General features: G+C 72.9%; 18 protein-coding genes and 1 tRNA gene. 13 read left to right on the top strand and 6 right to left on the bottom strand.

Features of this window, described 5'->3' with window-relative positions; genetic code table 11:
- Positions 1-166: 166 nt before the first annotated feature.
- Positions 167-763 carry a TetR/AcrR family transcriptional regulator gene (locus K1J57_RS08205; protein WP_220563854.1) on the bottom strand — a complete coding sequence of 199 codons (597 nt, stop codon included), beginning with the start codon at positions 761-763 and terminating at the stop codon, positions 167-169.
- Between the two features lie 92 nt (positions 764-855).
- Here K1J57_RS08205 and K1J57_RS08210 point away from each other — a divergent pair, with 92 nt between their 5' ends.
- The 6 genes from K1J57_RS08210 to K1J57_RS08235 all read left to right on the top strand — a co-directional run bounded on the left by K1J57_RS08210 (position 856) and on the right by K1J57_RS08235 (position 8,662).
- Positions 856-1,728, top strand: coding sequence for an NAD(P)-dependent oxidoreductase (locus K1J57_RS08210; RefSeq protein ID WP_220563855.1), 873 nt, complete (start codon positions 856-858; stop codon positions 1,726-1,728).
- A 208-nt stretch (positions 1,729-1,936) separates the two neighbouring features.
- Positions 1,937-3,220, top strand: coding sequence for an adenylosuccinate synthase (locus K1J57_RS08215; protein ID WP_220563856.1), 1,284 nt, complete (start codon positions 1,937-1,939; stop codon positions 3,218-3,220).
- 52 nt (positions 3,221-3,272) lie between these two features.
- A complete protein-coding gene (gene purD, locus K1J57_RS08220; protein WP_220563857.1) occupies positions 3,273-4,523 on the top strand; it encodes a phosphoribosylamine--glycine ligase in 1,251 nt (416 codons plus the stop codon).
- Positions 4,524-4,557: 34 nt separating this feature from the next.
- Positions 4,558-5,463 carry a phosphoribosylaminoimidazolesuccinocarboxamide synthase gene (locus tag K1J57_RS08225; RefSeq protein ID WP_220563858.1) on the top strand — a complete coding sequence of 302 codons (906 nt, stop codon included), beginning with the start codon at positions 4,558-4,560 and terminating at the stop codon, positions 5,461-5,463.
- A gap of 386 nt (positions 5,464-5,849) precedes the next feature.
- Complete coding sequence (murA, locus tag K1J57_RS08230; RefSeq protein ID WP_220565407.1) at positions 5,850-7,145, top strand: UDP-N-acetylglucosamine 1-carboxyvinyltransferase; 1,296 nt, start codon at positions 5,850-5,852, stop codon at positions 7,143-7,145.
- A gap of 266 nt (positions 7,146-7,411) precedes the next feature.
- Positions 7,412-8,662: a transcriptional regulator gene (locus tag K1J57_RS08235; RefSeq protein ID WP_245833275.1), complete on the top strand. Its 1,251-nt coding sequence runs from the start codon at positions 7,412-7,414 to the stop codon at positions 8,660-8,662.
- A gap of 144 nt (positions 8,663-8,806) precedes the next feature.
- On the opposite strand, the gene hisC is transcribed toward K1J57_RS08235, so the two are convergent.
- Entirely contained in the window at positions 8,807-9,889 is a 1,083-nt protein-coding gene (gene hisC / locus K1J57_RS08240; protein WP_220563859.1) for a histidinol-phosphate transaminase, read from the bottom strand.
- 108 nt (positions 9,890-9,997) lie between these two features.
- On the opposite strand from hisC, the gene K1J57_RS08245 reads away from it, so the two are divergent.
- A complete protein-coding gene (locus K1J57_RS08245) occupies positions 9,998-10,765 on the top strand; it encodes a hypothetical protein (protein ID WP_255646907.1) in 768 nt (255 codons plus the stop codon).
- 4 nt (positions 10,766-10,769) lie between these two features.
- Here the strand turns inward: K1J57_RS08245 and K1J57_RS08250 are convergent, their stop codons facing one another.
- Both K1J57_RS08250 and K1J57_RS33950 read right to left on the bottom strand, forming a co-directional pair.
- Positions 10,770-11,780 (bottom strand): MauE/DoxX family redox-associated membrane protein, encoded by a 1,011-nt coding sequence (locus K1J57_RS08250; protein WP_255646908.1) that lies wholly within the window; start codon positions 11,778-11,780, stop codon positions 10,770-10,772.
- A gap of 1 nt (position 11,781) precedes the next feature.
- Positions 11,782-12,753, bottom strand: coding sequence for a hypothetical protein (locus tag K1J57_RS33950; RefSeq protein WP_220563860.1), 972 nt, complete (start codon positions 12,751-12,753; stop codon positions 11,782-11,784).
- Positions 12,754-13,025: 272 nt separating this feature from the next.
- Here K1J57_RS33950 and K1J57_RS08260 point away from each other — a divergent pair, with 272 nt between their 5' ends.
- The gene (locus tag K1J57_RS08260; protein WP_220563861.1) at positions 13,026-13,205 is read left to right on the top strand and encodes a hypothetical protein; all 180 of its coding nucleotides are present in this window, start codon (positions 13,026-13,028) and stop codon (positions 13,203-13,205) included.
- Between the two features lie 129 nt (positions 13,206-13,334).
- The gene (locus K1J57_RS08265; RefSeq protein ID WP_220563862.1) at positions 13,335-13,883 is read left to right on the top strand and encodes a SigE family RNA polymerase sigma factor; all 549 of its coding nucleotides are present in this window, start codon (positions 13,335-13,337) and stop codon (positions 13,881-13,883) included.
- A 12-nt stretch (positions 13,884-13,895) separates the two neighbouring features.
- On the opposite strand, the gene K1J57_RS08270 is transcribed toward K1J57_RS08265, so the two are convergent.
- Positions 13,896-15,323 (bottom strand): MFS transporter, encoded by a 1,428-nt coding sequence (locus K1J57_RS08270; RefSeq protein ID WP_220563863.1) that lies wholly within the window; start codon positions 15,321-15,323, stop codon positions 13,896-13,898.
- A 186-nt stretch (positions 15,324-15,509) separates the two neighbouring features.
- On the opposite strand from K1J57_RS08270, the gene K1J57_RS08275 reads away from it, so the two are divergent.
- The 4 genes from K1J57_RS08275 (at position 15,510) to K1J57_RS08290 (ending at position 19,741) form a co-directional block, all read left to right on the top strand.
- Positions 15,510-16,412: a helix-turn-helix domain-containing protein gene (locus K1J57_RS08275; RefSeq protein WP_255646909.1), complete on the top strand. Its 903-nt coding sequence runs from the start codon at positions 15,510-15,512 to the stop codon at positions 16,410-16,412.
- A 65-nt stretch (positions 16,413-16,477) separates the two neighbouring features.
- Positions 16,478-16,566, top strand: a tRNA-Ser gene (locus K1J57_RS08280).
- Positions 16,567-16,823: 257 nt separating this feature from the next.
- On the top strand, positions 16,824-19,277 hold the full coding sequence (locus K1J57_RS08285) for a molybdopterin oxidoreductase family protein (protein WP_220563865.1): 2,454 nt from the start codon (positions 16,824-16,826) through the stop codon (positions 19,275-19,277).
- Positions 19,274-19,741: a hypothetical protein gene (locus tag K1J57_RS08290; RefSeq protein ID WP_220563866.1), complete on the top strand. Its 468-nt coding sequence runs from the start codon at positions 19,274-19,276 to the stop codon at positions 19,739-19,741. Before K1J57_RS08285 ends, K1J57_RS08290 begins: the two co-directional genes overlap by 4 nt.
- 102 nt (positions 19,742-19,843) lie before the next feature.
- On the opposite strand, the gene K1J57_RS08295 is transcribed toward K1J57_RS08290, so the two are convergent.
- Positions 19,844-21,073, bottom strand: a complete 1,230-nt coding sequence (locus tag K1J57_RS08295; protein ID WP_220563867.1) for an FAD-dependent monooxygenase — start codon at positions 21,071-21,073, stop codon at positions 19,844-19,846.
- Between the last annotated feature and the right edge of the window lie 32 nt (positions 21,074-21,105).

Genomic DNA, 21,105 nt, shown 5'->3' on the forward strand with positions numbered 1-21,105 from the left:
GTCGACCCGCTACGGGACGACCGCCCCCGCCCGCGCGGAGGGACGGCCCGAGCCCCTGATGCGCGACCTCATCGGCGGCGGCCGCCCCAGCCCGCGCGGAGGGACATCCGTGTGGGCACCCGTGGTCGACCCGCCGCGGGACGGCCGCCCCCGCCCGCGCGGGGTGTCAGGGAAGGTGCAGGCGGATCAGGCGGGCCAGGTGGCGGCCCGCGATCCGCAGCGGGGTGCTGTCGCGGGCCAGCTGGGCGGCGGTCTCGGCGCCCTCCAGGGTGCTGATGACCGTGTACCCCAGGTCGTGCGCGTCGTCCTCGGCGACGCCCACCGCGATCAGGCGCTCCGCGACCAGGGCGCGCCAGCGGGCCAGCGCGGCGTCGGCGGCGCGGCCGATCTCCGGCACGCCGACGGCCACCCCCAGGGCGGTCGAGGTCACCGGGCAGCCGTCCGCCCAGTCGGAGTCACGCAGCCCGTCGGCGATCACGCGGGCGCACTCCTCCACCGCCGCGGCCGGGTCCTCCTCCGCGGCCAGGATCCGCTCCAGCTCCTCGGCGAACTCCCGGTCTCCGCGCTCGATCGCGGCGATCGCCAGCTCCTTCTTCCCGCCGGGGAAGAAGTGGTACACCGAGCCGAGCGTGGCCCCCGCCTCCACCGAGATCTGCTTGACGCCGGTGCCGTCGTAGCCCCGCCGCTGCATGAGGTGCGAGGCGGCGGCGACGATGCGCTCGCGGGTGCCGGGGGCGCCGTCGGGCGCCGCTGCCTTGGTCATCACACCGCCATCGTACTGAATAGAACGTTCGCTCTAGAGTCTGCTATGGTCTCCCGACCGAATAGAACGTTCGTTTTAGAGAGGTGCAGACAATGGAAGAGAACCCCGCCCCCGTCACCGTCATCGGCCTGGGCCCCATGGGCGCCGCCATGGCCCGCGCCTTCCTGGACCGCGGCCACACCGTCACCGTGTGGAACCGCACCGCGGCCAAGGCCGAGCCCCTGGTCGCCCTGGGCGCGACCGCCGCGCCGACCGTCGCCGACGCGCTGCGCGCCAACGAGCTGGCCGTCCTCAGCCTCACCGACTACGCCGCCGTGTACGACCTGCTCACCCCGGCCGCGGACGCCCTGGCCGGGCGGGTGATCGTCAACCTGAGCTCCGACACCCCCGACCGTGCCCGCGAGGCCTCCGCCTGGCTCGCCGGGCACGGCGCGCACCACCTGACCGGCGGGGTGCAGGCGGACCCCTCCGGCATCGGCGCGCCGGGGACCTCCACGTTCTACAGCGGCCCCCGCGAGGTCTTCGACCGGTACGCGGACACCCTGTCCGTCCTCACCGGGACCGATTACCGGGGCGAGGACCCGGCGCTGGCCCCGCTCCACTACCAGCTGGGAATGGACCTCTTCTGGACCGGCCTCGCCGGGTGGCTGCACAGTGTGGCCGTCGCCCGGGCGCACGGGGTCAGCGCGCAGGAGTTCCTGCCCCAGGCCGCCTCCACCGCCGCCTCTCTGGAGCAGATGTTCCGCTTCTACAGTCCCCGCGTCGACGCCGGTGAGCACGGCGGCGACGCCGAACGCCTCTCCATGGCGGCGGCGAGCATCGAGCACGTCGTGGACACGGCCGACCGGGCCGGGGTGGACCCGGCGCTGCCGGCGGCGGTCCTGGCGCTGGCCCGGGCCGGGGTCGACCGCGGCCACGCCGATGAGAGCCTCACCTCTCTCCTGCACCTGCTGCACCGCGCGTGAGGGAGGACCCGCCCGCGAAACCGGAGCCACGGGCCGCCCCACCCGGTTCGACGTGAGGAAACCCCCTCGTGGGCGCCACTTAACCGGGACGGACGGGTCGTGTACCCTCAATACGCAACGGCCCCTGTCGCTGCCTTGCGCCAGGGGTTCATCCATGTTCGGGGTCGGGAACACCCCGGTCAGGTGTCGAGCGAAAAGGTAGTGACCAATGCCGGCGATCACGCTCGTGGGTGCCCAGTGGGGCGACGAGGGCAAGGGCAAGGCGACCGACCTTGTGGGCGACCGCGTGGACTACGTGGTCCGCTACCAGGGCGGCAACAACGCCGGGCACACGGTGGTCATCGGCGACCAGAAATACGCCCTGCACCTGCTGCCGTCGGGCATCCTCTCGCCGAACGTGGTCCCGGTCATCGCCAACGGCGTCGTGATCGACCCGGGCGTCCTCTTCGAGGAGCTGGACGGGCTCGACGCCCGCGGCGTCGACACCTCGCGCCTGCTCATCTCCGCCAACGCGCACCTGATCATGCCCTACCACCGGGCCCTGGACCGGGTCAGCGAGCGCTTCCTGGGCAAGGGCCGGATCGGCACCACCGGGCGCGGCATCGGCCCGACCTACGCCGACAAGGTGTCCCGCCAGGGCGTGCGAGTGCAGGACATGTTCGACCCCAAGATCCTGCGCAAGAAGATCGAGCTGGCCCTCAACGACAAGAACCAGCTCCTCACCAAGGTCTACAACCGGCGCGCCCTGGAGGCCGAGCCGATCATCGAGGAGTACCTCGGCTACGCCGAGAAGATCCGCCCCTTCGTGGCGGACACCTCGCTGATCCTCAACCGGGCGCTGGACGACGGCAAGACCGTCTACCTGGAGGGCTCGCAGGGCACCCTGCTGGACATCGACCACGGCACCTACCCGTTCGTCACGTCCTCCTCGCCCACCGCGGGCGGCGCGGCCGCCGGGTCGGGCATCGGCCCCACCCGCATCACCAAGGTCGTCGGCATCCTCAAGGCCTACACCACCCGCGTCGGCTCGGGCCCCTTCCCGACCGAGCTGCTCGACGAGCAGGGCGCCTGGCTGCGCACCCAGGGCCACGAGTACGGGGTCACCACCGGCCGCGACCGCCGCTGCGGCTGGTTCGACGCGCCCATCGCCCGGTACGCGACCCGCGTCAACGGCATCACCGACTTCTTCCTGACCAAGCTCGACGTGCTCACCGGCCTGGAGCGCATCCCGGTCTGCGTCGCCTACGACGTCGACGGGGTCCGCCACGACGAGATCCCGATGACCCAGACCGACTTCCACCACGCGACGCCGGTCTACGAGTACCTCGACGGCTGGTCGGAGGACATCACCGGAGCCCGGGAATTCGACGAACTTCCCAAGAACGCCCAGGCGTACGTGCGTACCCTGGAGGAGATGGCCGGAGCGCCGGTCTCCGCCATCGGGGTCGGCCCCGGCCGCGACCAGACCCTCGAGCTGCGGTCCCTGGTCTGACCGGCGCCCGCCTGTCCGCTGTCCGTCCTCCCACACGAAGAGGCCCCCAGTAGTGAAAGCCCTCGTCCTCGGCGGCGGAGGCCGCGAGCACGCCCTCGTCCGCGCGCTGTCCCTCGACCCGGGTGTCACCGACATCCACTGCGCCCCGGGCAACCCGGGGATCTCGGAGCTGGCCGAGAACCACGTGATCAACGTGACCGACGGACTGGCGGTGACCGAGCTGGCCGCGCGCATCCGGGCGGAGCTGGTCGTCATCGGCCCGGAGGCGCCGCTGGTGGCCGGGGTTGCCGACGCGCTGCGCGAGCGCGGCATCCCGGTGTTCGGCCCGGACCGGGAGGCCGCCCGGCTGGAGGGCTCCAAGGCGTTCGCCAAGGAGGTCATGGAGACGGCGGGCGTGCCCACCGCCAAGGCCAGGGTGTGCCGCTCGGCGGGCCAGGTGTCCGAGGCGCTCGACGAGTTCGGCGCCCCCTACGTGGTCAAGAACGACGGCCTGGCGGCGGGCAAGGGCGTCGTCGTCACCGACGACCGGGCGCTGGCCGAGCGGCACGCGCGCGAGTGCGGCCGGGTCGTCATCGAGGAGTACCTCGACGGCCCGGAGGTGTCGCTGTTCGTGCTGAGCGACGGCGTCCACGCGCTGCCGCTGCTGCCGGCCCAGGACTTCAAGCGGGCCTACGACGGCGACCAGGGCCCCAACACCGGCGGCATGGGCGCCTACGCCCCGCTGCCGTGGGCCCCCGCCGGCCTGGTGGACCAGGTCATGGAGTCGGTCGTGCGGCCGACCCTCCAGGAGATGAACCGGCGCGGCACCCGCTACCAGGGCCTGCTGTACGTGGGCCTGGCGCTCACCTCCAAGGGCCCGCGCGTGGTCGAGTTCAACGCCCGCTTCGGCGACCCGGAGACCCAGGTGGTGCTGGACCGGCTGGCCACCCCGATCGGCGCGGTCCTCCAGGCCACCGACACCTCCGGGCTGAAGGGCATCGGCTCCCTCCAGTGGAAGCCGGGCGCCGCGGTCACCGTCGTGGTGTCCGCCGAGAACTACCCGGGCGACCCGGTCAAGGGCGACGCCATCAGCGGCCTGGACGCGGCGAACGCCGTCGAGGGCGCCTACGTGCTGCACGCCGGGACCTCCTGGAGCGGGGCCCGCGACGTGGTCTCCTCGGGCGGCCGGGTGCTCAGCGTGGTGGGCACCGGCGCCGACCTGGCGCGGGCGCGCGAGAGCGCCTACGCCGCGGTGTCCCGGATCGAGCTGCGCGGTTCGTTCCACCGGACCGACATCGCCGAGCGGGCCGCCGCCGAGCTGTAGCGGCGGACCCGCACCGTAGAAACGAAGGACTCCCATGAGCGGTTTCGTCGTCCGGCCCGAGCCGGTCCGGGTCGAGGGCCTGACCCATCTGCACACCGGCAAGGTCCGCGACCTGTACACCACCGGGTCCGGCGAGCTGGTGATGGTGGCCAGCGACCGGCTCTCCGCGTTCGACTGGGTGCTGCCCACCGAGATCCCGGGCAAGGGCCGGCTGCTGACGCAGCTGTCCCTGTGGTGGTTCGACCGGGTCGCCGACCTGGTCCCCAACCACGTGGTGTCGGACGTGCCGCCGCAGGGCGCGCCCGCCGACTGGGCCGGGCGGACCCTGGTGTGCCGCAGGTTGGACATGGTGCCGGTGGAGTGCGTGGCCCGCGGCTACCTGACCGGTTCCGGCCTCGCCGAGTACCGGGTGGACGGCACCGTGTGCGGGGTGCCGCTGCCGGAGGGCCTGGTCGACGGCTCGGAGCTGGCAGAGCCGGTCTTCACCCCGGCCACCAAGGCCGAGGTGGGCGACCACGACGAGAACGTGTCGTTCGAGACGGTCGCGGCCCGGCACGGCGCCGAGCTGGCCGGCGCGCTGCGCGACCTCACCCTGCGCGTGTACACGCGCGGCCGCGAGGTGGCACGCGAGCGCGGCGTGCTGCTGGCCGACACCAAGTTCGAGTTCGGCCGCGACACCGACGGCGCGCTGGTGCTGGCCGACGAGGTGTTCACCCCGGACTCGTCCCGGTACTGGCCCGCGGACGAGTGGGCGCCGGGCGGCCCGCAGCCGTCCTTCGACAAGCAGGTGGTCCGCGACTGGCTGACCTCTGCGGAGTCGGGCTGGGACCGCGCCGCGGACGCCCCGCCGCCGGAGCTCCCCGAGTCGGTGGTGGAGCACACGCTCGGCCGCTACACGGAGATCTTCCGTCGGCTCACCGGATCCGAACCGAAGCTTTGACACGGCGCGGGCGAGTGATTCCGGGCACGCTGGTCTCGGAATGGTCGCCTGAAGCGCGTATGGTGGTGGGGTCGTATGCGGCACCTGTCCGGTGTCCGGCCATGCATACGGCCTCCCCACACCTACCCTGGTCTTTTCCGTTGGACGAGTACCTCTTTGGCCGTTTCACGGGACTCTCTGCCCGATCTGCGGGTATACCACGTTCTGGACCGGTCCGGGCCGGAGGGTGCTATAGAGTCATCGCGAACACACCGGTTCGCTGGCCGTGCAGGTCACACACGAGTTCGTCGAACGTTCCAGGGGAAACCCGCGTCTAAAACGCACATAGGCGAAACCCGACGAGGGTGACCTTTTTTCACATCTGCCTCACAAAGGAGCACATGAGCATGGGCCAGGAGGTTCGTTACCGCGTCCGCGGCGGACGCCCCCTCAGTGGTACGGCGTTCATCCAGGGCGCGAAGAACGCCGTCCTGCCGATGATCGGAGCCGCTCTCCTTGCGGCCAAGGGTCGTACGGTGCTGCGCAACGTCCCCGTCATCGAGGATGTCTACCGCTCCCTCGAACTCGCCGAGCACATCGGCGCCAAGGTCGAGTTCCACGAGGCGGAGCGAACCGTGGTCATCGACGCCTCCGGGCTCAACGACCCCGAGCGGGCCGTTCTCCCGGCCGAGATCGCGTCGCGCTTCCGCGGCTCGGTGCTCTTCGTCCCGGCGCTGATGCACCGCACCGGCCGCGCCCGCATCGAGGGCGTCGGCGGGTGCAACCTGGGCAGCCGCAACCTGGACTTCCACTACCGGGGCTTCGCGCGCCTGGGCGCCGAGGTCACCGAGGACCCCGAGCGCAACCACATCAACGTCGAGGCCTCCAACCTCCGCGGCGGTCGCCTGTACCTGGACACCCCGTCCCACACCGGCACCGAGAACCTCATCATGGCCGCGGTCCTGGCCCCCGGCACCACGGTGATCGAGCACGCCGCGCTGGAGCCCGAGGTCCTGGACGTCATCGCGTTCCTCACCGCCATGGGCGCCAAGATCACCGGCGGCGGCACCGGCCTCATCACGGTCCAGGGCGTCGAGGAGCTCACCGCGGTCGAGCACACGATCATGTCGGACCGCATCGACGCGGGCGTGTTCGCGATGACCGTCGCGGCCACCGGCGGCGAGGTCAGCCTGGTCGGGGCCAACCTGGACCACCTGGGCGTGGCCCGCTGGAAGCTCGAGCAGATGGGCGTCGAGTTCTCCCAGGAGGGCGCGGTCCTGCACGTGACCCGCGACCCGTCCGTGCCGCTGCGCCCGATCAACGCGGTCACCTCGCCGTTCCCGGGCTTCGCCACCGACCTGCAGTCGCCGCTCATGGCCCTGGCCACCCTGGCCGAGGGTGAGAGCTACATCCACGAGGCGATCTACGACGGCCGCTTCGCGCTGGCCGACGAGCTCAACAAGATGGGCGCCAAGATCGAGGTCGAGGGCACCCGCGCCATCGTGCACGGCCCGACCCACCTGCGCGGCACCGAGGTGATCGCCCACGACCTGCGCACCGGCGCGGCCCTGGTTCTCGCCGGACTGGTCGCCGAAGGTGAGACAATCGTTGCGCCTGGTTATCTGGTGGACCGCGGTCACGCTCAGTTCGCGACGCGACTCGCCGCGCTAGGTGCCGACGTGGAGCGCGTCGTCGTCTCGTAGCGGGTCGAAAGCGCAGTTCAAGCCGGGGTGGGAGCCCGTCTCCCACCCGGGCTTTCGGCGTTGATATGGAAAACGATCTTCTTTGGCCCCGCACAATGGGTACGATCTCGGCAATCATGCCGTGACAGAGATCGGGTCGGGAAACCAGTGGGCGCACATAGTGAAGAGCGTGGAATGGTAGCGGGGAGCAACCCGAGGTGAGTGCCCAGCGTACTGGCGATTTGACGATCGGCGTCATAGGGCCCCATGAGGTGGTCGAACGGGTCATGCTCATGGGTCCTGGGTCCACGGGACCCCTCAACGCCAGACTCATCGCCGCCGCATACCGAGATGAGCAAGAGGCGACGGACAAGGTCGTCAGGCTGGGTTCGGCGATCGACGCGTACCTGTTCGCCAGCCCGGTTCCCTACGAGTTCGCGCGGAAGGCCGGCGTGCTGACGATGCCCGCCACCTACGTGCCGCTCGGGGGCGCCAGCCTGCACGAGGCCCTGCTCCGTGCCACCCTGGACGAGCGCTACGACCCGACCAGAGCCAGTCTGGACGTGCTCAGCCGCGCCGACGTCGTCGAGGCCTACTCCGAGGTCGACCTCCCCGTGGACGGCATCCACGTCCACGAGGAACTGACCAACACCGCCCAGCTCACCTCGTTCCACGAGGGCCTGTGGCGGCGCAAGGCCACCAAGATGGCGATCACCTGCGTGCGCGGGGTCGCCGAGCGACTGGAGGCGATCGGCGTCCCGGTGATCCGGCTGCGGCCGACCAACGCCGGGGTGCGCAGCGCGCTGCAGACGGCCGGCCTGCTGGGCGCCCACCACCGGCTGGAGGAGGCGCAGCTGGGCGTGGTCGTGGTCGACGTGCCGACGCTGCGGGACTCCTCGCGGCGGTCCACGCCCCGCTACTGGCGGGAGGAGCTACGGCTGTCGCTGCACCGGCTGCTGCTCCAGGAGGCCCACCGGATCAACGCCACGGCGCACCGTCTGGACGATCATTCGTTCATGATCACCGCGACCCGGGGGTCGCTCGTCACGGCGACCGAGGGGTTCCGGCAGCCGCCGTTCGTGGAGCGCATCAAGGCGGAGCTCGGGATCGCCATCGAGGTGGGCATCGGCATGGGACGCACCACCCAGGACGCCGAGGCGCACGCCCGTGCGGCCCTGAACCGCGCTCAGGCGTCCCGTCAGAGCTTCGCGGTGGACCGGGAGGGTCGTTCCCTGGTCCCGGCCCAGCGCGCGCCCTCACGGCAGTCCTCCGAACCGCTGCGCACCAAGGGCCGTGAGACTCTGATTCGGCTTTCGGAGAAGATCGCGGAAGAGGACGGCCCCCTCGTCGTCGACGCGGAGAACGCCGGACGGATGCTCGGCGTCACCTCCCGGACCGCGCGCCGGCTCCTGCGCACCCTCGTGGAGGAGGGGCTCGCCTGGCCCCTGCCCCCCAACCGCACACTCCAGCCGGGGCGCCCCCGCCAGCTGTACCGGCTCATCGTGGAGAAGCTCGACAAGGACGCGGCCGGCAAGTAGCCGCACCGCGGCCCGCACCCCCGTATCGGGGCGCCTTCCCCCCTGGGAGGCGCCCCTCCCGTTCTCCAGCGCCCCGCCGGGGACGCCTCTCGGGAACGGCCGGGGCGCCGCCCGCAGCGGACGACGCCCCGAGGGTCACACGCCTCAGCGGCGCTTCGGGTACTCGCGGGCGACGCCGAGGAAGACGTCGTTCTCCTCCGGGGTGCCCAGGCTGACGCGGGCGCCCTCGCCCTCGAAGGGGCGCACGGAGACGCCGGCCTTCGCGCACTCGGCGGCGAAGTCCAGGGTGTCCCCGTCCAGGCGCAGCCACACGAAGTTGGCCTCGGTGGGCGGCACGGTCCACCCGGCGTCCAGCAGGGCCCCGCGCACGCGCTCGCGCTCGGCGACGGTGGCGTCCACCCGCTCCAGCAGCTCGCCCTCGGCCTCCAGGGAGGCGATGCCCGCGGCCTGGGCCAGGTGGTTGACCGCGAACGGCACCAGGGTCTTGCGGACGGCGGCGACCACCGGCGGGTGGCCGACCAGGAAGCCCAGGCGCACCGCGGCCAGGCCGTAGGCCTTGGAGAAGGTGCGCAGGACGGCCACGTTGGGCCGGTCGCGGTACAGGGAGACGCCGTCGGGCACCTGCGGGTCGCGCACGTACTCGCGGTAGGCCTCGTCGAGGATCACCAGCACGTGCTCGGGGACCCGGTCCAGGAAGGCGGTCAGCTCCGCCTCGCGCACGGTGGTGCCGGTGGGGTTGTTGGGGTTGCAGACCAGCACCATGCGGGTGTTCTCGGTGACGGCGTCGAGGATCGCGTCGAGGTCGTGGGTCTCCTCGCGCAGCGGCACCCGCACGGAGGTCACCCCCGCCAGCTCGGCGAGCAGCGGGTAGGCCTCGAAGGAGCGCCAGGCGTAGACGACCTCGGCGCCCGGCTCGCCGACGGCCTCCAGCAGCTGCTGGAGCAGGCCGACCGAGCCCGCGCCCAGGCCGATGTGGTCCTCGGGGACGTCCAGGCGGCGGGCCAGCGCCGCGGTCAGCTCGGCCGCGCCCGGGTCGGGGTAGCGGTTGAGGTCCCCGGCGGCGCGGGCGATCGCCTCGCGCACCGACGGGAGCGGTCCGTACGGGCTCTCGTTGGAGGACAGCTTGATGGATCGCCCGTCGGGCCCGATGACCTTCCTGCCCGGCTTGTAGGCGGGGATGCTCCCCAGCACCGACCGCAGATATGGCGATTTCGACTCCGACACCATTGTCCTTCCTCAATACTTTGTGCTAACCCCGCGCCACGCTCAGCGATCCCGTGTGCGGGTCGGTCACCGCTCCCAGCGGAAATATCGCACAATTGAGGAGACAACACCATGCGCTCGCGTCCGGAACCCGCCACGACGGTTCAGATCGCCGCTGGTCAGAGCCGCTCACGTGACAGCGGCCGACAGCCCGTCCGATCATGGGGCGTCTTCGCGTGCCTGCCCCTCGTCCTCGCCCTGGGCGCCTGCGGCGGCCCCACCGAGGAGGGCACCGGTGACCAGGCCGAGGCCGCCGCGCTGCTGCACGACGCCCAGCTCGTCTCGTTCGAGGGCGCCGAGATCATGCCCGAGGGCAGCGAGGCCGGCGTCTACTCCGAGCTGGTCACGGTGCAGTACAGCGAGCAGGTGCGGGCCTCCACCGAGCTCGACAAGCCCGACTGCCTGGACGCCGCCAACCGGTGGGCCGACGCCGAGGCGGTGCAGGCCGCACCGGCCTCCCTGACCTCCTACGAGTGGGACCGGGGCTCGCTCACCCACCTCCTGGTCCGGCTGGACGAGGAGGGGGCGGCCGCGGCGATCGCCTCGCGGCCGCCCGCCGGCTGCGACACCTACACCGCCACCTACGAGGACGGCACCTCCTCCGGCTACGAGGTGCGCGACCTCGCGGAACTGCCGACGCTGGGCGACGAGTCGCGCGGCTTCGCCGTGGACGTGGACACCGACGGCGAGCGCAACCACATGTACAGCGTCATGTACCGCAACGGCGACCTGGTCGGCACCACCTCGATCATGGGACCGGGGGCCCTGGAGGACTACCAGGAGATGCTGGTGGAGTTCACCCGCGCCTCCGTGGACCGCCAGCAGGAGAAGCTCGGTTAGCGGGTCACGCCCCGCCGCGGCCGCCGGCCACCTCCGCCTCCAGGTCCTCGCTCGGCCAGGCGTCGGAGCGCCCCGAGGGGTTCTCCAGCGCCTTGCCCAGGCTCGCGGCCTCCCTGGCCTCGTCCCGGCGCCGGGCGTCCAGCCGCGCCGCCCGGCGCGGGCCGGGCAGCCTGCGCGGCGGCCCCTGGAGCTCGCGGTCGGACACCGCGCCGAAGGACGCCACGGACGTACCGCTCCCCCGGTCCACCACGGCCGCGCGCACGGCGGTGCGCCGCCGCCCGCCGATGCGCACCGCGAAGACCACGTCCACGCGGGTGCCGTGCCGCAGCCCGTCGTAGCGCAGGAAGCGGTGGCAGCCGTGGCGCCAGGTGTCGAGCGGCTCGGTGTCGAGCAGCATCGGCCTGTTGGTGCGCCACACGTCGCTGCGGCGGAGCCTGCGCCAGACCGCGCGCTCGGAGACCTCCCGCAGCTCGCAGGGCTCGCGGTGCCGCAGCCGGGCGGCGGTCCCGCGGAGTTCGGGGCTGAGCGCGGCCAGCAGGAGCAGCTCGGCGCCCAGCACGGCGGCGTGCGCCGGGCCCGCGCCCAGGACCGCCTGCCAGGCGGTGGGCTCCAGGCCCAGGGTGAGCAGGGCCGCGGCCGACAGCAGCCCGGCCCGGGTCAGGGTGCGCCACCCGATGGGCGCCCGGCTGAGCCCGCCGAAGCACCCGCAGCCCGCCTCCGGGTCGCGGCGGCGGACCAGCAGCAGCACGGCGACGGACGCGGCGAACACCAGGGCGGTGAGCAGCCGGACCGCCTCTCCGGGCACCCCGGAGAGCAGGACCAGCCCTGCGGCCAGTGCGGCCTCCAGCAGCCCGGTGCCGAGCACCGCGGGGCGGCGCAGGCGCGCGGGCAGCAGGACCGAGAGCCCCGAGGACGCGTCCCGGGAGCCGAGCTTGGTGAGCGCGCCGAACAGCAGCAGTACCGCCAGGAGCGGCAGCTGGACCTCTCTCAGCGCCTGGAGGATCTCCGCCGACATGTCACACCTCTCCGTCGTGGACCGTGACGGTCGCGTTGAAGCAGCCGTCCTCCAGCCGCCCGCCCAGGGCGACGAAGGAGGTCATGGTGAGGGAGGCCAGCCGTCCGGCCCCCTGGCCGCCGCAGGTGGGGCACAGGTCGCACACCCAGCTGTCAGCGGCGGCGCAGTCGATGACGGGCAGGGCGGCGGCCTCGCGGGTGCAGTCGTTGCGCAGGCCCACCACGGCCCCGGTGGACAGCAGCGGCAGGGGCACGCAGGAGGTGCGCCGGTCGCAGTCCCGGGTGTGGCCGGCCCGGTCGATCGCCGGGTAGGCCAGGCCGGTGGCGTGGGCGCGCGGGTCCAGGTGCGAAGCGCGCCCCCAGGCGGGGTCGTACCAGGTAGCAATGCCGCTCAGGGTGGCGGAGAACTCGCCGGTGGGCGGACGCCGGGGCGTCGCGGCCAGCGGGTAGGGCGGCTGGGTGGTGGCCGGGCGCACCGCCCAGACCGCTCCGTCACGCCAGACGCCGACCGCGTCGAACAGGTACCCGGATTCCAGGCGCGGGTGGCGCACGGAGATGCGGCCCGAGGCGCGGTAGGGGATGACCACGGTAAGGCGGGGGCGGCCGTGCCCGGTGTCGATCTCCAGGGTGTCGTCGTGGTGGTCGGTGATCACGCCGGTGGCGCGGGCCGCCTGCGCCCAGACCCGTTCGGCGACCAGGCGCCCGTCGTGCGAGCAGCGGACGACGGCGTCGTCGCCCGGCCGCAGCTCGGTGGGCCGGACCTCGCCGCCGCGCCAGAACGAGGTGACGCGTTCGTAGAGGAAGCGCTCCTCCCCCGCGGGTGTGGCCAGGCAGAGCATGTAGGAGGTGGCGTCGACGACGACGCCGCGGGCCACCCGGCCGCCGAGCGGTGTGGGCTCGGGCGCGGTGTCGGGGCCCAGGAGCGCCGCGGTGAACCGTGCGCGATCTTGGTGTTTGTCCGTCATCACTGACATGTCGTTCGCATCCCCCTGTCGCCCGACTCGTCCTACAGTGCCCATTCTCCGGATGACGGGGCCGAGTCACGGCTCACACGCCGGAACCCGGCGGTTCATGTCGACCGCATGTCCCGATCATTGCCAAGAGCGACGCATCGGACGCCTTGTGTGACCAAAGAAGAACTCCACGTCAACCGCCCCACAAGCGCTGGCACCGTGTGCGATCTTCCGGGTGCAGGCTGTGGCCGCAGGGCCGCAGCGGACCCATGGAACGAGAGAGAGCCCCGCAGATGCACACGAGCCTCCGTGCCGCCACCGTCGCCGTCGCCGTCCCGCTGCTCCTGGTCGGCCTGTCCTCCCCCGCCTCCGCCGCCGAGCTGGCCCCCGTCGCCGCCGCCGTCGACCACCTGGTGGCGGCGACCGCCGACCAGCTCGCCCTGAGCGGAACCCTGGCCTCCCTGGGCCTGTAGCCCCCCCCGGGGGCGGGCGCGCGGGCGCGGCGGGACGCGGAGGCGGCCCCGCCGCGCCGTTTGTCAGCGCGTGGCACCCAGGTTCCCGGGAGTTTGCGCTCACTGTGTGAGAGTTGTGCCCACAGGCCGATGCCGAGCGAGGCGAAGGGCGGTGGACACGTGGCAGGCACCAAGCAGACCCCCCGGTACGAGGAGTTCAGCAGCTACGTGGCCGAGCGCGGCCCCGCCCTGCTGCGCATGGCCCGCTCCATCACCGGCAGCCACAACGACGCCGAGGACCTGCTCCAGGCCGCCCTGGTCAAGACCTTCCTGTCCTGGGACCGCATCAGCGACCCGCGCGCCCGCGACGGGTACGTGCGCCGGGCCATGGTCAACGCCCGGATCTCCGAGTGGCGCCGCAGCAGGCTGGACGTGTACCCCACCGACGAGATCCCCGAGCAGCGGGTGGACGACCCCACCTGGCGCAGCGACCTCGCCGACGTGGTGCGCCGGTCCATCGACAAACTGCCCGACCGCCAGCGCACCACCGTCATCCTCCGCTACTACGAGGACCTCACCGAGGTCCAGATCGCCGAGCGCATGGGCGTCACCCTCGGCACCGTCAAGAGCACCCTCTCGCGCGCCGTGCACCGGCTGCGCAGGGACGCCGACCTCATCATCGAACGCACCACCGGCTGACACCCGGGACGCTCACCCGCGCTCCCGCGCCGCACCGCCGAGGAAGAGCGCGCTGACGAGCACGCCCACCAGGACGAGCGCCGCGTTCACCCCGATGGCCCAGGTCAGACCGCCGAGCGTCGCGGCGGCGCCGGTGCCGACCATCGCGGAGGCGGCCACGGCGCTCATGATCGGCGTGCCCATGGTGATGCCGATCTGCTGGGTCATCGTGGCCAGCCCGGTGGCCAGCCCCTGCTCGCCGTCGGGCAGCCCGGAGGTGGCGGTGACCATGAACCCGACGATGACCAGCATGTTGCCCACCCCGCCCACGAAGGTCGCGGCCAGGAGCAGGGGCATGCTCCCCTGGTCGGCCCCCAGGAACAGCAGGGCGAAGGTCGCCGCGCTCTGCACCGCTCCGCCGGTGAGCAGCGCGGCCCTGGCGGAGGCCGCGCCGATGACGCGCGGGGCGAGGACGCCGCCCAGGACGGTGCCCGCGCCCAGGACCGCGAAGGACAGGCCCGCCGCCAGCGGGCTGAAGCCCAGCACGTTCTGCAGGTAGAGGGTGAGCAGGAAGACCAGCGATGTCTCGGTGAGGAACGCTATGAACCCGGCGATGTTGCCCCAGGCCACCGTGCGGCGGCGCAGGATGCGGATCGGCACCAGCGGGGACCGGGCCTTGGACTCCACCAGGGCGAACAGGGCCAGCAGCACCGCGCCGGCCGCCAGGGACCCCCAGGTGAGCGGCGCGGACCAGCCCGCCTCGCCGGCCTGCGAGAAGCCGTGGACCACGGCGAGCAGGCCGAGGGTGACCAGCACGGCGCCCGGGGCGTCGAGCCGGGGCCGCCGCTCCGGCAGGGACTCCCCGATCACGATCGGGGCGACGACCAGCACCACCAGGGCCACCGGGACGTTGACGAAGAACGCCCACCGCCACGACAGCAGGTCGGCGAGCAGGCCGCCCAGGACCGCGCCGGTGGTGAACCCCGCCGACATCAGCGCCCCGTTGAGGCCCAGTGCCCGCTCCCGCAGCGGCCCCTCCGGGAAGGAGGTGGTGAGCAGGGACAGGCCCGCCGGGGTGACCGCGGCGGTGGCCAGGCCCTGGAAGACGCGGGCGGCGATCAGCACCTCGGGGGTGGTGGCGAACCCGCCCGCCAGGGAGGACAGGCCCAGGACGGCGAGACCGCCCAGGAAGAGGCGCCGACGCCCGAACAGGTCCGCGATCCGGCCGAAGAGCAGGGTGAAGCCCGCCGCGCACAGCGCGAACGCGGTGGCGATCCACTGGAGGTTCGCGAGCGTGAAGCCCAGCCCGTCGCCGATGACGGGCAGCGCCACGTTGAGAATGGAGAAGTCGACGGCCAGCATGAACTGCGCCGACAGCAGGAGTACCAGGATGACGGTCATGCGCGGTGTCAGCCGCGCCGGTGCGGCCGCTGGCGCGGACGCGCCGGTGTTCACGGACATGGGATCCCTCCTCGGGTTCGCAGCAACCCTCGTCCGCGTGCGGCGGCGGAGCCAGGACGCCGTCGTGGGCAGTCCCCGCGAGGGTGGTCACGACGTGACCACCCTGGGGGCGCCGCGGGCGGAAGAAGCCCCGTCGGCGGGGGGTTCGGAATGAGCGACCGCGCAGAAACGTCGGAGAGGACGACCATGGCCCCCCGCGCATCCGAACTCGGTGACTTCCTCCGGGCCCGCCGCGCCGCGCTGCGGCCCGAGGACGTGGGCCTGACCCCCTACGGCGAACGCCGACGGGTGCCCGGCCTGCGGCGGGAGGAGCTGTGCCTGCTCGCGGGGGTGAGCGTCACCCACTACACGCGGCTGGAACAGGGGCGCGGCACCCGGGTGTCGCGCGAGGTCCTGACCGCGATCGCGCGGGCCCTGCGCCTGGACGAGGACGAGATCTCGCACCTGATGGACCTGGCCGCGCCCGCCCGGCGGCCCGCGCAGCCCCGGCCCGAGCACGCCGGCGACTCGGCGCGGCAGCTGATCAACGCGATGGCGCAGGTCCCGGCGCTGATCCTGGATCGCCGCAACGACGTCCTGGCCTGGAACGGGCTCGGCCACGCCCTGCTGGGAGGGCACCTGGACCCCGGGGACCCGGACCTGCCCGCACACCGCCCCAACCTCACCCGGATGCTGTTCCTGGAGGAGCACATGCGCGACCTCTACGGGGAGCACTGGCCGGAGGAGGCGACGCTGGCGGTGGCCTCGCTGCGGCTGACCGCGGGACGCAACCCCGACGACCGCAGGCTCGCCGAGCTGGTCGGCCGGCTCGCGGTGCAGAGCGGGGAGTTCGCCGAGCGCTGGGCCCGGCACCCGGTGCGGACCTGCACGTCGGGGACCAAGCGGATGGACCACCCGGTGGTGGGCCGCCTGGAGCTGGCCTTCGAGACCCTCCAGATCCCCAAGAGCCCCGGACAGCGGCTCATCGCCTACAGCGCGGCACCGGGCAGCCCCTCGGAGCGGGCACTGCGCGACCTGCTGCCGCAGGGTCGCCCGGACGCCGAGGAGCGGCCGCGCGCCGTCCTCTCGGCCGTGGCCTCCCGGGGGTGAGGCGGACCCCTCCCCGGATTCGTTTTGCACAGCGGCCCCCCGTGTCTGTACCCTTATGGCAGCCAGGAGGATTCGCCTAGTCAGGTCTATGGCGCCGCACTGCTAATGCGGTTTGGGTTTACGCCCATCCGGGGTTCAAATCCCCGATCCTCCGCGCTCCGGCCCGGGGCCCCTCGCACGAGGGGCCCCGGGTCTTTTTCGTGCCCCGGGCGGCCCGGCGGACGGCCCCGGTCCCGGCGGCGGATCCGCGGCGTCTCGGCTCCCACCGCGTGTGCCGCCCGGTTCTCCGCGGTTCCGCACCCATACTGTGTGCCACCTGCCGATGGCGCCCGAGGCCGCACCGCAGCAGGAGTCCACCTGTCGGTGCGGGGCGCCGACGGCGCCGTGCCGCGACGAGAGAGGTGGTCTCCCGTGCCGTCGAGGGATCCGATCGCAGAGCCCTGGGGGTCGCGCACCCCCTACGGCCCGGGCCGGCGGTGGCCGGCGCGGGTCGACCTCCACCTCGCCGAAGGGGTGGGGCCCGAGGACGTCGACCGCTGGGTCCCGTCCGCGTCGATCCTGCACTCCAACGGCGACGCGCTGGACATCGCCGTGAAGGACGGCCGGATCGTCGGGGTGCGGGGCCGCGGGGAGGACCGGGTGAACCGCGGGCGCCTGGGCCCCAAGGACCTCTACGGCTGGCAGGCCAACCACTCCCCCGACCGGCTCACCCGCCCCCTGGTACGCCGCGGCGGGAAGCTGGTCGAAACCGACTGGGACACCGCGATGGGCCTCGTGGTGGAGCGCAGCAGGCGGCTGCTCGACGAACAGGGCGCCTCCGCCCTGGGCTTCTACACGAGCGGCCAGCTCTTCCTGGAGGAGTACCTCACCCTCGCCGCCATCGCCCACGGGGCGATCGGGACCAACCACCTGGACGGCAACACGCGGCTGTGCACCGCCACGGCCGCCACCGCGCTGAAGGCGTCGTTCGGCTGCGACGGGCAGCCGGGGTCCTACGGCGACATCGACCACGCCGACGTCATCGCGCTGTACGGCCACAACATGGCCGAGACGCAGACGGTGCTGTGGTCCCGCGTCCTCGACCGGCTGGCCGGGCCGAACCCGCCCCGGCTGCTGTGCGTGGACCCCAGGCCGACTCCGGTGGCCGCGCACTCGGCGGTGCACCTGGCGCCCCGGCCGGGCACCAACGTCGCCCTGATGAACGCGATCCAGCACGAGCTCATCCGGACCGGCCGGGTGGACCACGCCTATGTCAGGGACCACACCGTCGGCTACGGGGAACTGGTCCGGGTGACGGACGACTACCCGCCCGAGCGCGCCGCCGAGATCTGTGGCCTGCCCGCGGAGCGCATCCGGGAGGCCGCCGCGCTGCTGGGCGGCGCCGAACGGCTCCTGTCGACCGTGCTCCAGGGCTTCTACCAGTCGAACCAGGCCACCGCGGCGGCCGTGCAGGTCAACAACGTCCACCTGCTGCGCGGCATGCTGGGCCGACCCGGGGCGGGCGTACTCCAGATGAACGGCCAGCCGACCGCGCAGAACACCCGTGAGTGCGGTGCCGACGGCGACCTGACGGGCTTTCGCAACTGGAACAACGACGCGCACATCTCCGACCTCGCCGCCGCCTGGAACCTGGACCCCATGCGGATCCCGCACTACGCCCCGCCCACGCACGCCATGCAGATCATGCGCTACGCGGAGAAGGGGTCGATCCGCTTCCTGTGGATCAGCGCGACCAACCCGGCGGTGTCGCTGCCCGAGCTGCGCAGGATCCGCGAGACCCTCGCCCGCCGGGAGCTGTTCCTGGTGGTCCAGGACGTCTTCATGACGGAGACGGCCGAGCTCGCCGACGTGGTCCTGCCCGCCGCGACCTGGGGCGAGAAGACCGGTACGTTCACCAACAGCGACCGCACCGTGCACCTGTCCGAGAAGGCCGTGGAGCCGCCGGGCGAGGCCCGGACGGACCTGGACATCTTCCTCGACTACGCGCGGCGGATGAACTTCCGGGACGCCGACGGGCGGCCCTTCCCGCAGTGGCACGACCCCGTGTCGGCCTTCGAGGCGTGGAAGCGGGTCAGCGCGGGCCGGCCCTGCGACTACTCCGGCCTCACCTACGACCGGCTGCGGGACACCGGTGGCATCCAGTGGCCCTGCGACGCGGAACACCCGGACGGCACCGAGCGGCTCTACACGGACGGCCGGTTCTGGGCCCGCCCCGAGGAGTGCGAGAGCTACGGCCGCGACCTCGTCACGGGGGCTCCGAAGGAGGAGGCGGAGTACCGGGCGGCCAACCCGGAGGGCCTGGCGATGCTCAAGGCGGTGGAGTACGTGCCCCCGCACGAGGGACCGGACGGGGAGTACCCCTTCACGCTGATCACCGGCCGCACCCTCTACCACTTCCACACGCGCACCAAGACGGGGCGAGCCCCGGAGCTCCGGCGGGCCGCCCCCGAGGTGTGGGTGGAGGTCTCCGCCGCCGACGCCCTGGAGGCGGGTGTCCACGAGGGCGACCCGGTGGAGGTGCGCTCGCGGCGCGGGGTGGTCAGGGCCCGGGCCAGGGTCGGCGGGATCCGGCCCGGGGTGCTGTTCGTGCCCTTCCACTACGGCTACTGGGACACCGACGCGGCGGACCCGGACGGGGAGCGGGACCGGGCCGCCAACGAGCTGTCCGCCACCGATTGGGACCCCGTGTCCAAACAGCCGCTCTTCAAGACCGCCGCTGTCCGGCTGCGCCGTGTGGGCGCGGGCGACGGGCGGCCGTCCCCCGCGCCCACGACGACCGCGTCCGCTCCGTTGGACGCGGAGGTGGCGGCCACGCGGGGCCGACCGGACACTCTGGAGGAGCCCGACGGGGGAGGAACGCGATGAGGATCGGAGTGGCCCTGCGGGAACTCCACCGTTCGGAGAGCGCCATGGCCGTCGAACTGCTGCGGGTGGCCGACCGGCATCCGGAGGAGCCCGAGATCCGCCACGTGGCCCGGGACCTTGCGGAGTGGTCCCGGGAGCACGTGCGCGAGATCGAGGGGATCGCGCCCCGCTACGGTACGGACCTCTCCGGGCCGGAGCACCCCGAACCCTCCGAGGAGGGGGAGCGGGAGCTCCCCGGGGAGGACTCCGACGCGGACCTGGCGCTGCTCGCGGACCTGAAACGGCTGTACCGGCTGGGCGGCGGGGTGGCCCTGGACTGGGACCTGCTCGGGCAGGGCGCCCAGATCATCGCCGACTCCGACCTGCTCGCCGTCACCGAGCGCTGCCATCCCCGCTCGGTCCGCCGGATGCACTGGGCGCGGGGGATGCTCAAAGCGGTCTCCCCGCAGATCCTGGTGGGCTGAGCGGCGGGGAGCGGTCGGCTGTAGGGCGGCGCGACCGCCGTGGAGGGCGGCCCCGCGGGCGGCACGGGCGGCGGGCCTCGCGCTCCCTCGTGGCGGCGCCCCCTACCGGTGTTCCAGAGCCGCGTAGTCCGGGAGGCGGACCATGTTGGCCAACCGGTCCATCCCCCTGCCGACCAGTCCCTTGGGCAGGTAGGGCAGCATCCGGACGGTCTGGTTGCGCAGCCAGAGCTGCGCGGGCGAATCGGGCATCAGCCCGCCTCCTCCGGCGCCGCGGGCGAACTCGTGCGCCTGCTCCGTGAAGCCGCGCATGCGGTGCTCGTAGACCGCGTAGGCCGGGCCGTGGCGGCCGTCGGCCGCGGCGAGCTCCCCGGCGAGGAGGTAGGCGCCGACGAGCGCCAGGCTGGTGCCGATGCCCGACATCGGGGAGGCGCAGTACGCGGCGTCCCCGAGCAGCACGGTCCGGTGCCGCGCCCACGTCCCCACCCGGACCTGGGCGATCCTGTCGAAGTAGAAGTCGTCGGCGTCACCGATGCCGGACAGCATCCGGGGGATCTCCCACCCCTCGCCCTCGAAGGCGCGCAGGACGACCCGCTTCTGCGCCTCGGTGTCGCGCCTGTCGAACCGCAGCGGTTCGGAGCGCAGGAAGAACCCGGCCCGGGCCTGCCCGGGCTCGCGCTTGGGGGAGAGCGCGGCCGTCCTGCCGGGCCTGCCGCCGCCGGCCGGCATGGTGTACATCAGCTGCCAGCCGCCGAGGTCCAGGTCCGTGGTGATGGAGTAGAGCGCCCCGTAGCAGCCGAGGTCGTGGATGTAGCGCTCGTGCGGGCCGAAGACCAGGCGGCGCACGTTGGAGTGCACGCCGTCCGCGCCGACCAGCAGGTCGAAGCGGCGGGACCCGCCCTTCTCGAACCCGACCCGGATCCCGTCCTCGTCCTGCTCGACGGCGGTGATCGAATCGCCGAACACGTACTCGACGTCGTCGCGGGTGGTGTCGTAGAGGATCCGGGCCAGGTCGGATCGGAGGATCGCCATCTCCGCGATGGGGCCGCCGGAGTCGCCGAACACGTCGGTGCCCATCTTCGCGACGGGTCTGCCGTCGCGGTCGACGAAGGCCATGCCGTAGGCGCCGGTGTGCGCCCTGCGGACCAGGGGGACGATGCCCGTCAGCTCCGCCACCCGGCGGGCGGTGCCGCGGATGTCGACCGCGTGGCCGCCGGTGCGGAGTACGGGTGCCCGCTCCACCACGGTCGGCCGGAAGCCGAACCGGTGCAGCCAGTAGGCCAGGGTCGAGCCGGCGATCCCGGCGCCGGAGATGAGAACGCTCCGGTTGTCCATGTCTCCTCCTGAGGTCGCGTACGCCGTATCGA

The organism is Nocardiopsis sp. MT53 (assembly GCF_019598965.1).
In the GTDB taxonomy this organism is placed as follows: Bacteria; Actinomycetota; Actinomycetes; order Streptosporangiales; family Streptosporangiaceae; genus Nocardiopsis; species Nocardiopsis changdeensis.